Source organism: Aquimarina amphilecti (assembly GCF_900109375.1).
Lineage (GTDB): Bacteria > Bacteroidota > Bacteroidia > Flavobacteriales > Flavobacteriaceae > Aquimarina > Aquimarina amphilecti.
Window position 1 is genome coordinate 495,889 of the sequence record NZ_FOAB01000002.1, and the last position, 14,818, is coordinate 510,706.

12 protein-coding genes are annotated in these 14,818 nt (G+C 32.3%); 4 read left to right on the plus strand and 8 right to left on the minus strand.

All coding sequences use genetic code 11. The features are described from left to right. Window positions 1-33 precede the first annotated feature (33 nt). The 8 genes from pgi to uvrC form a co-directional block, all read right to left on the minus strand. Window positions 34-1,671 carry a glucose-6-phosphate isomerase gene (gene pgi, locus BMY33_RS06485; RefSeq protein ID WP_091406818.1) on the minus strand — a complete coding sequence of 546 codons (1,638 nt, stop codon included), beginning with the start codon at window positions 1,669-1,671 and terminating at the stop codon, window positions 34-36. Window positions 1,672-1,675: 4 nt separating this feature from the next. Beyond that, window positions 1,676-2,932, minus strand: a complete 1,257-nt coding sequence (locus tag BMY33_RS06490) for a peptidoglycan DD-metalloendopeptidase family protein (protein ID WP_244542990.1) — start codon at window positions 2,930-2,932, stop codon at window positions 1,676-1,678. Between the two features lie 6 nt (window positions 2,933-2,938). Further along, complete coding sequence (locus BMY33_RS06495; protein ID WP_091406819.1) at window positions 2,939-3,904, minus strand: tryptophan 2,3-dioxygenase family protein; 966 nt, start codon at window positions 3,902-3,904, stop codon at window positions 2,939-2,941. Next, a complete protein-coding gene (locus tag BMY33_RS06500; protein ID WP_091406820.1) occupies window positions 3,904-4,680 on the minus strand; it encodes a DUF3108 domain-containing protein in 777 nt (258 codons plus the stop codon). Before BMY33_RS06500 ends, BMY33_RS06495 begins: the two co-directional genes overlap by 1 nt. Before the next feature lie 411 nt (window positions 4,681-5,091). Continuing rightward, complete coding sequence (gene hppD, locus BMY33_RS06505; protein WP_091406821.1) at window positions 5,092-6,231, minus strand: 4-hydroxyphenylpyruvate dioxygenase; 1,140 nt, start codon at window positions 6,229-6,231, stop codon at window positions 5,092-5,094. Window positions 6,232-6,383: 152 nt separating this feature from the next. Next, window positions 6,384-7,541, minus strand: coding sequence for a homogentisate 1,2-dioxygenase (locus BMY33_RS06510; RefSeq protein ID WP_091406822.1), 1,158 nt, complete (start codon window positions 7,539-7,541; stop codon window positions 6,384-6,386). A 184-nt stretch (window positions 7,542-7,725) separates the two neighbouring features. Next, window positions 7,726-9,993, minus strand: coding sequence for a patatin-like phospholipase family protein (locus BMY33_RS06515; RefSeq protein ID WP_091407219.1), 2,268 nt, complete (start codon window positions 9,991-9,993; stop codon window positions 7,726-7,728). A gap of 7 nt (window positions 9,994-10,000) precedes the next feature. After that, window positions 10,001-11,800 carry an excinuclease ABC subunit UvrC gene (gene uvrC, locus BMY33_RS06520; RefSeq protein WP_091406824.1) on the minus strand — a complete coding sequence of 600 codons (1,800 nt, stop codon included), beginning with the start codon at window positions 11,798-11,800 and terminating at the stop codon, window positions 10,001-10,003. 161 nt (window positions 11,801-11,961) lie between these two features. Between uvrC and BMY33_RS06525 the strand changes: the two genes are divergently transcribed. From BMY33_RS06525 to BMY33_RS06540, 4 genes are read left to right on the plus strand one after another with little or no spacing between them, the layout of a single operon-like run. Next, window positions 11,962-12,390 (plus strand): ATP-dependent zinc protease family protein, encoded by a 429-nt coding sequence (locus tag BMY33_RS06525; RefSeq protein WP_091406826.1) that lies wholly within the window; start codon window positions 11,962-11,964, stop codon window positions 12,388-12,390. Then, window positions 12,390-13,262 carry a 30S ribosomal protein S6--L-glutamate ligase gene (rimK, locus tag BMY33_RS06530; protein WP_091406828.1) on the plus strand — a complete coding sequence of 291 codons (873 nt, stop codon included), beginning with the start codon at window positions 12,390-12,392 and terminating at the stop codon, window positions 13,260-13,262. Before BMY33_RS06525 ends, rimK begins: the two co-directional genes overlap by 1 nt. Window positions 13,263-13,267: 5 nt before the next feature. Beyond that, on the plus strand, window positions 13,268-14,245 hold the full coding sequence (locus BMY33_RS06535; protein WP_091406830.1) for a succinylglutamate desuccinylase/aspartoacylase family protein: 978 nt from the start codon (window positions 13,268-13,270) through the stop codon (window positions 14,243-14,245). Between the two features lie 3 nt (window positions 14,246-14,248). Further along, a complete protein-coding gene (locus tag BMY33_RS06540) occupies window positions 14,249-14,818 on the plus strand; it encodes a 5-formyltetrahydrofolate cyclo-ligase (protein WP_091406832.1) in 570 nt (189 codons plus the stop codon).

A 14,818-nucleotide genomic window follows, 5' to 3' on the forward strand; every position in this document is an offset into this window, starting at 1 on the left:
AAAATATTCAAAAGTTATTAACCAAAATAGTAATTAATTTAAATATTTTTTTAACAGTGTTTTTGTAGATGAATCGTGGTCAGAAATCTGCGAATTATCGATTTCCTTTAGAATATTTGTAGCTAATTGCTTACCTAGTTCTACACCCCATTGATCATAACTAAATATGTTCCATATGACTCCTTGAACAAAAATTCGTTGTTCATACATAGATACTAGTTTACCTAAACTTTTGGGAGTTAGTTTGTTGATAAGTATTGTAGAGGTAGGTTTGTTACCAGTGAAAATTTTGAACGGAATTAACTTTTTTAGTTTGTCTTCTGATAGATTTTTGGATTGTAATTCTTCAAGAACTTCTTCTTCCGTTTTTCCATTCATTAAAGCTTCTGTTTGGGCAAAGAAATTGGCCATCAATTTATCTTGATGGTTTTTATCTTCAAACAAAGAATTTTTAAAACCTATAAATTCTGCAGGAATAAGTTTTGTCCCTTGATGAATTAGCTGAAAAAAAGCGTGTTGGGCATTTGTTCCTGGCTCTCCCCAGATAATAGTTCCCGTTTGATAATCGATATGATTTCCGTTACGATCTACGCTTTTTCCATTACTTTCCATAATTCCTTGTTGTAGGTACGCTGGCAATCTATGAAGATATTGAGAATAAGGAATAACTGCTTCACTTTCGGCACCAAAGAAATTATTATACCAAATACTTAATAATCCTAAAATAACGGGTATGTTCTCTTCAAAATTGGCAGTTCTGAAATGGGCGTCCATTTCGTAAGCACCTTCTAATAAAGCCTCAAAGTTTTTAAAACCTACTGATAAACTTATAGATAGGCCAACAGCACTCCAAAGAGAAAAGCGACCCCCAACCCAATCCCATAAAGGAAAAATATTCTCCTCTGCGATACCAAATTCGGTTACATTAGGAATATTACTAGATACTGCGACAAAATGTTTTTCTACGGCTTCTTGAGCGGCTTGTTTTATGAACCAACTTCTAGCTGTAGTGGCATTTGATAATGTTTCTTGTGTAGAAAAGGTTTTTGAAACTACAACGAATAAGGTAGTCTCCGGATCTAGATTTTTTAGTTTTTGATGGACGTGGTCACCATCGACATTTGATATGAAATGTACTTTTAAATGATTTTTATAATACTCAAGAGATTCTGTGATCATTGCAGGCCCAAGATCTGAACCACCAATACCGATATTTACGATATCAGTAAATGATTTATTAGTATATCCTTTTAGCTCACCATTGACAACTTTATCAGAGAATGTTTGAATTTTGGTTTTTACGGCACCAACTTCTGGAACTACATTTTTGCTATTGACATTAATAGTTTTACCAGATGGTGCTCTAAGAGCAGTATGTAAAACGGCTCTTCCTTCTGTTTCATTTATAATTTCTCCATCAAAATAACTTTGTATTGCTTTATCCAGTTGGACTTCTTTAGCCAGTTCTATCAAAAGTTTTTTGGTAGTTTCATCAATTCTATTCTTAGAATAATCTACGTAAAAATCATTCCATTCAATTGAGAATTTTCCTGCTCTATCTGGAGATTTCGCAAAAAGGTCTTTTAGATGAGTGTCTTTAATATTCTCATAGTGATTTTTAAGTGCTCCCCAGGCTTTTGTGGTGGTGGGATTAATAGTTGGTAGTGCCATGTGGTTATAATATTTCTTGTTTTGGTTTGAATATAATGCTGTCTAATTTTGTTTTTAAAGGTTCGATGTGTTTGTAAAAAGCAGGGCGTAAACTATCTTTTAATGGTTTGGATGCGGGTAAATCTTGTTTAAATGGATCTACTTCTTTTCCGTTTTTCCAGAAACGATAGCACACGTGAGGTCCACTTGTATTTCCAGTCATTCCAATAAATCCAATTACTTCTCCTTGTCTAACATATTCTCCAACCTTTACTGCTCGTCTACTCATATGTAAGTATTGCGTTTCGTAGGTTGAATTATGTCTAATTTTTACATATTTACCATTTCCTCCTCTACGTTCTGATTTAGTTACTGTACCATCTGCTGTAGCTAAAATAGGAGTTCCGATAGGAGCAGCAAAGTCTGTCCCGCGATGAGGTCTTATTTTGTTTCCGTAGTATTTTATTCTTCTTTTTAGATTATATCTTGAAGAAATTCTACTAAATTGAACTGGTGCTCTAAGAAATGCTCTTCGTAGGTTATTTGCCTCTTGATCAAAATAGTCTGAGGTTCTATTAATAGTATCGTCTTCGAATTGGAAGGCATAGATGGGTTTACTTCTATGCTCAAAATAGGATGCTTTGATTTCACCAATCCCAGCAGGAATTGTGTCGTTTATATACTTTTCAGTATAGATTACTTTAAATTGATCTCCAGCTTGAAGTCTTGTGAAATCTATAGTCCAAGCATAAATATCTGCCATTTTATAGGCAACAAGAAAGCTAAGATCCATTTCATCAAAAGTTTGTGATAGATTACTTTCTATGGTTCCAGAAGCTATTCTTTCTACAATCTTTACTGGTTTTGCGCTTTTTCTTGCAACAATACTATCTCTAAAATCTACAACAGTGTAATCTATCAGTCCATTTTGATATACAAAAACTTGTGCTTTTTCAGTAGTATCTTTTGACTTAAGGACAGCATATGCTTTTCCAGCGGTAATTCTGGCTACATTAAATGTGTCTTTAATTTTGTTTGAAATTTCGAAAACTTTAGCTCTAGAAATACCATGACTATCTAAAATAGCTCCAAAACTATCTCCAGGTCGAACAGTATCTCTAACCACCATAAAATTATTAAGGTTGTATCCAAATTCCTTAACAACCGGTGGTTCTTTTATTTCTTCAATTGTTTCGGGAACTGTAACTACTGGTTCTTTTTTCTCTTGCTGACATGAAATCAATACTACTAATAAAAGTAGTATGCAACCTAAATTCTTCAACTGACTTTATTTTGTGGTATTAAATTGATGGGTTACCCATTGTTGTCCCCAATTTTCCTTTTCCTCTGCGCTCCAAAGATTAGGAAAAAACATGATCCTTTGAAAACTTGGGGGTAGAAACTTTTTCCAGTTAGTTCCTCCTGTAGCCAATACTTCGCCTTTATCTTTATTAAGATACCTGTAGGCGGCACCCATATGCATTAATAACCAATTAATATTTACATTGGTGTCAAAAGTACGCATTGCATTGATAAGCTGCACATTATTTTGCTCTTTTTCCGGAAGTTCCAGGTATTTATGATATATCGTACTTTCTTTTACTTGATGAGCAATACGCATCATTCTAGGTGTATAACGATATTCAAATTGTTTGAGCGTCAATGTTTTTTCACCAGTTTTGATATCTGTAGCTCCTGATTTCCAGTATAAATGTTCATATACTTCTTCAAGGGGATCTTCTTCAGAAAATTGACCTCTTTCTTTAGTGTTTACCAGATGTATTAATGGAGTGGCGTATATTTCGATCATTCTAAATTGAACAGATTGAAATCCACTTGCTGGTAAAAGTGACATTCTGTATTTTAAAAACTGATCTCTATCCATTCCTTTGATCATAACATCAAAAGAGTTTATCAGAACTCTAAAATACCTATTAATTCGATCTAATTTTTTTGTAAAGAATTCGGCATTCTGTAACTTATCATCAATAATTTGTTTCAACTCATGGATGATTAATTTAAAATAAAGCTCAGTAATCTGATGATACATTATAAAAATTTCCTCGTCAGGGAAATGTGTTCTTGGAATCTGTAAACTAAGTAACGTATCTAGGTGTATATAGTCCCAGTAAGTAAGATACTTATCATGAAGTAAACCGTCTAAATAGGATCCAAGATCCTGACCGGAATTTTTAAACTTTTTTTCGAGCTGTAATATTTTTTCAGCAATCTCAGGTTTTATGGATTGGTCCATTAATCTATAACAATTTTGAGAGGGTGTTTTAGACCTTTGTAAGCTATTAGATCTGCGTTAATAGATCCTACGAGAATATCAGCTTTTATTCTAATTGGCATGCGATTATCATCATCACTTACCCAAACAGTCAAACTTTCCTCTTCTTTAAATACTCTTTCGGCTTGTACAATTGGACGAAACTTTAAACAACGAATTTTGTTACCATTCATTTTTATTGTTTCTCGTCCTAAAAAACGTAATTTGAACAAATAATTTTCATTGTCAAAAAACATATTGACAAATTGTTCATCACCTTTCTTTAGCGAAGATACATCAATATTATTTCTTAGGTAATAAAATGAAGACATCATATCTTGTATGTTGTCTTTGGTATTAAATGTCTCTTTCTTATTATATTTTTTATTAAATACTTGCGCTTTTTTATTATCGTGATCAAAATTAATTTCAATATCCTTGGTATGACCTCCTTCGTTGATCTTACGAATAAATCGATAAGGTTTTATTTCGTTTTTATCTACGTATGTTTCATAGTAATCCTCTACTTTAAAAAACACACTTAAAAGCCCTGAAGATTTCCCTGTTCCCACAATATGATGGACGGGCATTCCATTAAGCATTTCATCTTTAACTTCTAAGGTAGCGTAACTGGCTGTAAAAACTCCGTAACGGATTTTAAATTTAAACCATTCGCCATTTTCAAAAGACTTGTGGTTTTCTTGAGCAACCGAAGAAGCTGAAATCATAATTAGTAATAAAAGAAGATATCTTTTCATGACTGTTTTGGGCATTGTTTTATTAACGTATGTGTTATTATGATGAATATTTACAATATCCATTCCAAAAATACTATATAATATAAACAGATAAAAATTAGTAGTATTACTTAATTCTTAAAAAAAGCTGATAAAAAAAGAGAGCCACCACAGCTCTCTTTTACTTTTATTAACCAACTAAAAACTTAAATTATGAGAATAATTATTGTTTTTGGTATAAGCAGTAACCACTCCGCTTATGATACAAACATCAGCTTTTTTTGCATAATTATCAAACGAAAACGTTTTTTTATTATGATATTTAACAAAAATTTAGGCAGAAACGCATTATTTTTCAATAATCTCAATTTATTAACAATGCTTGCTTTAATTATTCAAGAGGATTTAAGAGTTTTAAAGAAAGTAGTTGGTTTACAGTGTTCCTCTTTGCTCTTGTTCTCTTTCTATTGCCTCGAATAATGCTTTAAAATTTCCTTTTCCAAAAGATTGGGCTCCTTTTCTTTGAATTATTTCAAAAAACATCGTTGGTCGATCTAAGACAGGTTTAGTAAAAATCTGTAATAGATATCCTTCGTCATCTCTATCTATTAGAATCCCAAGTTCTTTTAAGGGTTCTAAGTCCTCATCAATTTCTCCAACTCTATCTAAAACAGTTTCGTAATAACTAGCTGGTACAGTAAGGAATTCGACTCCTTTGTTTTGAAGAGCAGAAACAGTTTCTATAATGTTATCAGTAGCTAATGCCATATGTTGTACACCTGCTCCATTATAAAAATCTATGTATTCTTCGATCTGAGATTTTTTTCTTCCTTCGGCTGGTTCATTTATAGGAAATTTAATTCTTCCATTACCATTGCTCATTACTTTACTCATTAATGCTGTATACTCAGTAGAAATATCTTTGTCATCAAAAGATACTAGTTGAGCAAATCCCATAACTTTTGCATAAAATTCACACCATTTATTCATTTCATTCCAACCTACATTTCCTACCATGTGATCAATATATTTGAGACCAGTAGATTCTGTACTATATGGTTTATCCCAAGCAACATATCCTGGTAAGAATACACCATTGTAATTTTTTCTTTCTACAAAAATGTGTACTGTTTCTCCATAAGTATGTATGCCAGAAAATACGACAGTACCATTTTTATCTTCCTTTACAATTGGTTCCATGTAAGATTGCGCACCACGTTTAGTAGTTTCTTCATAACTTTTTATGGCATCATCAACCCAAAGAGCGACAACTTTAACTCCGTCACCATGTGCATTGATGTGTTTGTTGATATCACCATCTGGTTGTAATGGAGAAGTAAGTATTAAGGTAATTTTGTCTTGGCGTAATACATAAGATACACGATCTTTTAGTCCAGTTTCTAATCCAGCATATGCGATAGGTTGAAATCCCCAAGCGGTTTGATAATAGTACGCAGCTTGCTTTGCATTACCTACATATAGTTCTACATAGTCAGTACCTAAAAGTGGTAAGAAATCTTCTGCTTCAGGAATTATTTTTTCTAAATTTTGGGAAGTTATATTTGTTGACATAATATTTTATTTTGTTGTGAAAATTATACAATAAGATTTATCAATCCAGAAAATTAAAAAACGATTTTCTGGATAAAATTTACCACATGGCTCTAAGATGTGCCGAAATATCTTTTCTGTAATTCAACATGAACTTATTTTTATAAAACCTGTTATTCTAACCAGGATTTGTGATAATCTTCATCTGCTATTTTCATCGCTTCTTTCGTCACCATAAGAGGTTTAAAAGTATCAACCATTACAGCTAGTTCGTCTGTTTTTGTTTTTCCAATACTTCTTTCTGCAGCACCGGGATGTGGACCGTGAGGAATTCCAGCTGGATGCAAAGAGATATGACCTGCATCAATATCATTTCTACTCATAAAATCACCGTCTACATAATATAATACTTCATCACTATCAATATTACTATGGTTATATGGAGCAGGAATACTTTCTGGATGGTAATCATATAATCTTGGTACAAATGAACAAACTACGAATGCATCTGTTTCAAAAGTTTGGTGTACTGGTGGTGGTTGGTGAACTCTTCCGGTAATAGGTTCGAAATCATGAATCGAAAATGCGTATGGAAAATTGAATCCATCATAGCCTACAACATCAAATGGGTGTGAAGCGTAAATCATATCAAAGATTTCATCTTGTTTTTTTACTTTGATTAGAAAGTCTCCTTTTTCATCATTGCTTTCCAATTCATACGGAGCTCTTAGATCTCGTTCGCAAAATGGAGAATGTTCTAATAATTGACCAAACCAGTTTCTATATCTTTTAGGTGTATAGATTGGTCTTCTGGATTCTACAATGAACAAACGATTTTCTGTTGTGTCAAAATCTAATTTATAGATAGTTCCACGTGGGATTATAATATAATCTCCATATTTAAAGTCTAAATTACCTAAATGGCTTCTAAATTTACCGCTTCCTCGATGCACAAAAATTAATTCATCAGCATCTGTATTTTTATAAAAATACTCTGAAGTAGATTCCTGAGGAGCTGATAAAATAATACTCACATCACTATTAGTAAGCACATTTTTCCTGCTATTTAAATAATCTTTTTCGGGTTTAACGTTAAATCCGTGTAGTCGATATGATTTAATGTTGTTTTTAATTGCAATTTCGGGTGCAACATTATAGCTTCCTTTGATTTCCTTTACTTGTGTAGGTCTCTGATAATGATAAAGGTTCGTGGACATTCCATCAAAACCTATGGTTCCGAATAATTGTTCATAGAATAGATTGCCATCAGGTTTTCTGAAAATAGTATGGCGTTTAGGAGGTATTTTACCCAAAGAATGATAAAAAGGCATGATTTCTTAAGATTATGGTGTTAACTATTAGTTTTGAAAAAAAAAGTAATGCAATAGTAAACCGCTGCCTTATTCCGGATTTCGCTTAATAAGGTAGTGTAATAGCAATAATAAGTCGTGCCAATACAAGCTCATAACAATACAAATATCGTAAATATTTCCATCTTTTAGATTATAAAATTTATTAAAACCAAAAACCGATACTAAAATACCATTCTCCTTCTTTTTGTTCAGGAGAATATGAATATTTTACCTGTACTGGTCCAGCAAAAGTTTCCAAGCCATACCCCAAAGCATATCCAGAATATTCGGGTGATTCTAACCAACCTCCATTATCAAAAATTTTTGTGCCAACATTAGCATAATTCGCTGTTACATTAATATGATTTTTTGGGAATACTTCATAATCTAAAGTAACCGCAGATTTTGCGAAGCTATCACCTACAATACTCAAAAAATCATATCCATAAAAAGGGATATTATTGTTGATCATTTTTGCACCAAAACCACCCACAAAGAAGTTTAAACTTCTAACATTTTGTTCTTCCCATCTATTACCAGCGCTTAATTCAAGATTGATAGAAGCATTTTTGAAAATATTAAAGGCGTATCCAAAATCCGCTTTTGCAATAACAAAATTACTGTTAGTACTATTTGGATTGTCATCAAATAGATAATAATTAATATTACCATCGAAGAAAAACCCAGAAGAAGGGAAATATTTATTGTTATAGCTGTCAAACTTTAAGTACGATAAAGCACTCCAGTAGTTACTATTATCAAAAACAACTCTTGGTAGCTGATCTTCATCTTCGCCAATAGTTTCTGAAATAAGGCGGAATCTTCGATATTCTGCACCAAGTCCTAGAGAAAAAGTTTGGTTTAGTAATGTTTCTGCGTAGAATTGAGTCTTAAAATCTAAATAATCTAAATTGATTTTATTGACTTCGATGTTCGGTAAATTAAAATCTTCTCTTACTAATTCATACTCTACGTTTCTATTAAAACGATTAAGGCTGTTTTTTAGACCAATACTCCAATAAAATCCTTTATCAATGTAATAGTCAAAATTGTATCTGATGTTGTCGCCCAGAGCCACGTCAAATGATAAAACATCGTTATTAAAAAGTAAACTTTTTTTGGTGAAATTTACTAAAGCTGCGGTTTTATATAGATCATCATAATGAAGTGCAAAACGTAATAACATTGTATTTTTTGATTCTTTTACATTAAGAACTAGTTCTTTTCCATCTTTTTTATCAATTAATCGATGGCTTACTCTATCAAAATTACCTGTGGCAGATAAGTTGTTGATCCCTTCGTATAATTTCTTATAAGTGGTGGTTTTTGGGTTTTTTAGTTTTAGTTTTAGTTTTCCTTTGATGTATGACCTTGTATATCTATCATTTCCTGAAATGACTAAGCTATTAATGAGAAGTGTATCTGAATTTTTTGGGATTTTTGTTCTTGGGATAGAAGCTTTTTGAAGTCTTTTTATCTCTCTTAGTTTTTCATAATTGGCAAAAGCTGCTTTTTCCCCATTTGCTATGATTTTATCAGCTTGATCAAAAGAGATCAATGAAAAATCCGAAATAGATGGTTTAATATATACATCAGTTTCGGGCTTTTTAGATTTCATGTCATTTATAGTTCTAAAATTGCTAATCTGTAACATGATATTTGTGACAGAGTTAAGCTGATCTCTAGGGATTAAACTATCCTGAACATCTATTCCAATAACTATTTCTGCTCCTTTTTTTCTGATTTCTTTGATCGGGTAATTATTAGCAACACCACCATCAGTCATGAGAATCCCATTTAATTCAATTGGACTAAAAATGGATGGTAAGGCACCGCTAGCAGAAACAGCTTCTGGTAAATATCCTTTATCTAATAAAACCTGCTCTCCAGTTGCAACATTGGTAGACATACAGAAAAATGGAATAGGAAGTTTGCTGAAATCATTAATTTCATGAACGTGAGAGGTTAAACGAGCAAATTCATTAAAAAAGTTCTGTCCTTTTGACAACCCTTGTGGCAATCCTACCTTAAAATCATCAAATGGTAATGTCAATGCATATTTTTCTGAATCTTCTCGCTCATAAAAAGTTTTCGCTTTTCTTGGCAAATCATCTTGTATAAGTACATTAAAATCAACAGCTCTGAAGATAGAGTCTAATTCTCTTGCGGTATATCCTGAAGCATATAGAGAGCCTATAATTGCTCCCATACTTGTCCCGCCAATATAATCTATTCTAATACCAGCTTCTTCGATGATTTTTAAAGCACCTATATGAGCCAATCCTTTAGCGCCACCACCACTTAGTACTAATCCAACCTTAACATCTTGATCTTCTTGAATACCTTGATCTTGAGACCACGTAGTTTTAAAAGCAAAAAGTACCACAACCAGTAATATAAATTTTAAAACTTTGTTAGAGGTAAATTGCATAGGAGGTTTATTCTTTTTTAGAAAGATAGTAATTATACACTTTGGTAGCACGAGAATTTCCAACGACTTCTTCTAGTTGTTTTTTTGTTGCTTCGCTAATTCTTTTGACAGACCTAAAATGTTTTAATAGTTCTACGACGGTTTTTTCCCCAATCCCAGGAATAGAATCTAGTTCTGTGTCTAATGCGGCTTTACTTCTTTTTTGTCTATGAAATGTGATTCCAAAACGGTGCGCTTCATTTCTAAGATGTTGTATGATTTTTAAAGATTCTGATTTTTTATCTAAGTATAAAGGTATAGAATCTCCGGGATAATAGATTTCTTCTAATCTTTTAGCTATCCCTATGATGGTGATTTTCCCTCTTAGGTTAAGGTCGTCTAAAGCTTTTAATCCAGAAGATAGTTGACCCTTTCCCCCATCTACTATTATTAATTGTGGTAATGGTTGTTCTTCGTCTAACAGTCGTTTATATCTGCGATAAACAACTTCTTCCATAGATGCAAAATCATTTGCTCCTTCAACTGTTTTGATATTGAATTTTCGATATTCTTTTTTGCTTGGTTTTCCATTTTTGAAGACTACACAGGCCGCTACGGGATTTGTTCCCTGAATATTAGAGTTATCAAAACACTCTATATGTTTTGGCTCTTCAGGTAATCTAAGATCCTTTTTCATCTGAGCCATCAATCGCTTTATATGCCTATCGGGATCAATAATTTTGATTTGTTTAAATCGTTCTTGGCGATAATATTTAGCATTTCTTAGGGATAAGTCTACAATTTTCTTTTTATCTCCTAATTGAGGAATTGTAATTTTTAGATCTTCTCCAACATCAACTTTGATTGGCACAAATATTTCTTTAGATCTTGAACCAAATCGTTGTCTTAATTCTATGATTGCTAGTTCTAATAATTCTTTATCAGTCTCTTCTAATTTCTTTTTAATTTCTGTAGTGTGCGATCGTATAATAGCTCCATATGAAAGCTGAAGAAAATTAACGTATCCATAGGATTCATCGGAGATTATTGAAAATACATCTACATTACTGATTTTAGGATTAACCACTGTAGATTTCGCCTGATATTTTTCTAGAACTTCAATTTTTTCTTTTATTCTTTGTGCATCTTCAAACTCCATTTTTTCGGCGTGAGCAACCATTTGTTTTCGAAACCTATTAAGAGAATCTTTAAAGTTACCTTTAACGATTTCTCGGATTGCTTCTATGTTTTGATGATATTCTTTTTCTCCTTGTAATCCTTCACAAGCACCTTTGCAGTTTCCCAAATGATATTCAAGACATACCTTATATTTTCCACTATCAATTTTATGCTGTGATAAGTCGTAATTACAAGTTCTTAGCTGGTATAATCCTTTAATAAGATCTAATAAGGTATTTACTGTTTTGAAATTGGTATAAGGGCCAAAATATTCAGAACCATCTTTGATAAGATTACGAGTAGGAAAAACTCTTGGAAACCTTTCTTTTTTGATACATATCCAAGGATAGGTTTTATCATCCTTAAGCATCACATTAAATCTAGGTTGATGCTTTTTGATTAAGTTGTTTTCTAGTAATAAAGCATCTGTTTCCGTTTCGACAACAATATGTTTTATTGTGTTGATTTTTTTAACAAGTACTTTAGTTTTATAGTTGTCGTGATTCTTAGTGAAATAAGAGGTAACTCTTTTTTTAAGGTTTTTAGCTTTACCTACATATAGTAATTTATCATCTTTATCATAATACTGATAAACACCAGGATCGTTTGGTAATGTTTTAACTTGTATATCTAAAGAAGGTTTCTGCATATTCTAAATGTAAATTTAGTGCTTTAGTAGAATTATTAAATACACTTTATACGATTATTATGTTAAAAAAAGTACATGAATTTAACTATTAAAAGTGTTATGCTGTAGAATACATCTGGTTTTTTATTACTTTAGTAATTATATTCTTTAAAGGTATTTTTTTGAAAGATCATAAAAAAATAATTGGTAGGACAGATAAGGTAGATTTTCCTCTTTTAGCTTTACAAGATATTGACGCAAAAATTGATACAGGAGCTTATACATCCTCGATACATTGCAAAGAAATCAAAGAGGTGGGTCAGATTCTAGAATGTCGCTTTTTGGACCCAACTCATCCTGAATATAACGGTAAAAAATTCACTTTTAAAAACTATGATATTACTGCAGTTAAAAGTAGTAATGGAAAGGTAGAAGTGAGATATGCTATTAGAACAAAAATCACATTGTTTAATAAAACTAATTCAATAACACTTACATTGTCTTCTCGTGATGATATGCGTTTCCCTCTATTAATTGGACGTAAATTTCTTAGTGGAAAATTTTTAGTAGATCCACAGTTAGAAGATCAGTCTTATAATCTAAAATCCTAATGAACATTAAAATTCTTTCTCGCAGTGCGAGTTTGTTTTCTACTGATGCTTTGGTACAAGCTGCAGTAAAGCGTAAGCATAACGTACAAGTTATAGACCCACTAAGCTGTGATATTGTTATAGAGAAAAAAAAACCAGAAATTTATTATAAAGGTAAGAAACTAGATCATGTGGATGCAGTAATTCCGAGAATTGGTTCTTCTATCACTTTTTATGGAACTGCTGTAGTAAGACAGTTCGAAATGATGAGCGTTTTTACTACGGTAGAATCGCAAGCATTAGTTAATTCTAGAGATAAGTTAAGAAGTCTTCAGATATTATCAAAAGCAGGATTAGGATTGCCAAAGACAGTTTTTACTAATTATTCTAAGGATGTTTCTGAAGTTATTTCACATGTAGGAGGTGCGCCTCTTATAATAAAATTATTAGAAGGTACGCAAGGTTTAGGAGTTGTGTTAGCAGAAACTAAAACTGCTGCAGAGTCAGTTCTGGAAGCGTTTAATGGATTACAGGCAAGAGTAATTGTTCAGGAATATATTAAGGAAGCTAAGGGTGCTGATATAAGAGTTTTGGTGGTAGATGGTCAGGTGGTTGGAGCCATGAAAAGACAGGGAAAGGAAGGTGAATTTCGATCAAATTTACATAGAGGAGGTAGTGCTAAAATTATTGAATTATCAGATGAGGAAGAAAATGCAGCAATAAAAGCTGCTAAGTCATTAAAACTAGGAGTAGCTGGAGTGGATATGCTTCAGAGTGAAAGAGGGCCTCTTATTTTAGAAGTTAACTCTTCTCCTGGTCTGGAAGGTATACAAACTGCGACAGGAAGAGATATTGCGAAGTCGATTATTCGCTTTATAGAAAGAAGTGTATAAAAAATATGACAATAAAAGGAGAAAATGATATCCTAAGTATTTTAGGAGAGGATATTCCACTAGGTACAAGTAAAACAATTAATTTCAACATTGCCAATTTATATACTTCAACAAAAGTAGAAATCCCTATTATTATTGAGCGATCAAAAAAGATTGGACCAACGATTTTAATTACAGCAGGTATCCATGGTGATGAGATTAATGGTGTAGAGGTTGTGCGTCAGGTTATAGCTAAAAAAATTAATAAACCTGCAAAAGGAACAGTTATTTGTATTCCTGTTCTTAATGTTTTTGGTTTTCTTAGTATGAATAGGTTTTTTCCAGATGGGAGAGATTTAAACAGGGTATTTCCCGGAACAAAAAGTGGATCATTAGCGAGTCGATTCGCATATCAATTTGTAAACGAAATTTTACCGGTGGCAGATTTTTGTTTGGATTTTCATACAGGAGGCGCTAGTAGGTTTAATGCGCCGCATATAAGAGTTGATGGTAAAAATGAAAAATTAGTAAAGCTTGCAAAAATTTTTAATGCTCCTTTTACATTATTATCTAAAAACTTAGATGGTTCGTATCGAGCTACTTGTGCTAAGAAAGAACAGGATATCTTATTATTCGAAGGAGGAAAATCTCAAAATAGCAATAGAGATATTGCGAGAGAAGGAGTTCTGGGAGTAATAAGAATACTTGATCACTTGGATATGTTAGAGACTTCTTTTCCAATCCCTGAAACAATTTCGAATACAATTGTTGTAGAAAAAAGCTTTTGGATTAGAGCTAAGTATAGTGGATTGCTCCATATTAAAATACCATACGGTAAACTTGTGGAGAAAGGGGAAACTCTTGCGACTATTACTGATCCATATGGTAAAATGAGACATGTCGTAAAAGCTACCAATCAAGGTTATATTATCAATGTAAATGAAGCTCCAATAGTATATAAGGGAGATGCCATTTTTAGAATCACAACACAATTAGTTTCTTAGAAAATGGAGAAGAAAGAGTTAAGAGTCAAGTACAAAAAAATGAGATCAGATCTCGATGAAGAGGATATTGACGATCTGAGTATGGATATTGCAAATGGTTTATTGAAGTTACCAATTTGGGAGCAATCTTTCTATCATGTTTTTTTATCTATACAGAAACAAAAAGAGATTAACACAGAATTTATACTTCATATTCTGCAGGGAAAAGATAAAAACATAGTAGTATCAAAAAGTGATTTCGAAAAAAATACTTTAGAGCATATATTGCTTACAGACAATACTGTTCTTAAAGTAAATTCTTATGGAATTCCAGAACCTATAGATGGAATCCCAATTCCTGAAACTAAAATTGACGTTGTTTTCGTGCCGCTATTAGCTTTTGATAAAAAAGGGAATCGTGTAGGTTACGGCAAAGGTTTCTATGATAAATTTTTGTCTAAGTGTAATCCTGAAACAACTAAGATTGGACTTTCTTTCTATACTGCAGAAGAAGACATTAGGGAAATTTTAGCTACCGATATTAAATTAGATTATTGTGTAACTCCAATGAATGTTTACAGTTTTAACGATTGA

Excerpts from the sequence above, each read along its gene's own strand:
- pgi (WP_091406818.1), bottom strand. The coding sequence starts at position 1,671 with ATGGCACTACCAACTATTAATCCCACCACCACAAAAGCCTGGGGAGCA.
- BMY33_RS06495 (WP_091406819.1), bottom strand. The coding sequence starts at position 3,904 with ATGGACCAATCCATAAAACCTGAGATTGCTGAAAAAATATTACAGCTC.
- BMY33_RS06500 (WP_091406820.1), bottom strand. The coding sequence starts at position 4,680 with ATGAAAAGATATCTTCTTTTATTACTAATTATGATTTCAGCTTCTTCG.
- hppD (WP_091406821.1), bottom strand. The coding sequence starts at position 6,231 with ATGTCAACAAATATAACTTCCCAAAATTTAGAAAAAATAATTCCTGAA.
- BMY33_RS06510 (WP_091406822.1), bottom strand. The coding sequence starts at position 7,541 with ATGCCTTTTTATCATTCTTTGGGTAAAATACCTCCTAAACGCCATACT.
- BMY33_RS06515 (WP_091407219.1), bottom strand. The coding sequence starts at position 9,993 with ATGCAATTTACCTCTAACAAAGTTTTAAAATTTATATTACTGGTTGTG.
- uvrC (WP_091406824.1), bottom strand. The coding sequence starts at position 11,800 with ATGCAGAAACCTTCTTTAGATATACAAGTTAAAACATTACCAAACGAT.
- rimK (WP_091406828.1), top strand. The coding sequence starts at position 12,390 with ATGAACATTAAAATTCTTTCTCGCAGTGCGAGTTTGTTTTCTACTGAT.
- BMY33_RS06535 (WP_091406830.1), top strand. The coding sequence starts at position 13,268 with ATGACAATAAAAGGAGAAAATGATATCCTAAGTATTTTAGGAGAGGAT.
- BMY33_RS06540 (WP_091406832.1), top strand. The coding sequence starts at position 14,249 with ATGGAGAAGAAAGAGTTAAGAGTCAAGTACAAAAAAATGAGATCAGAT.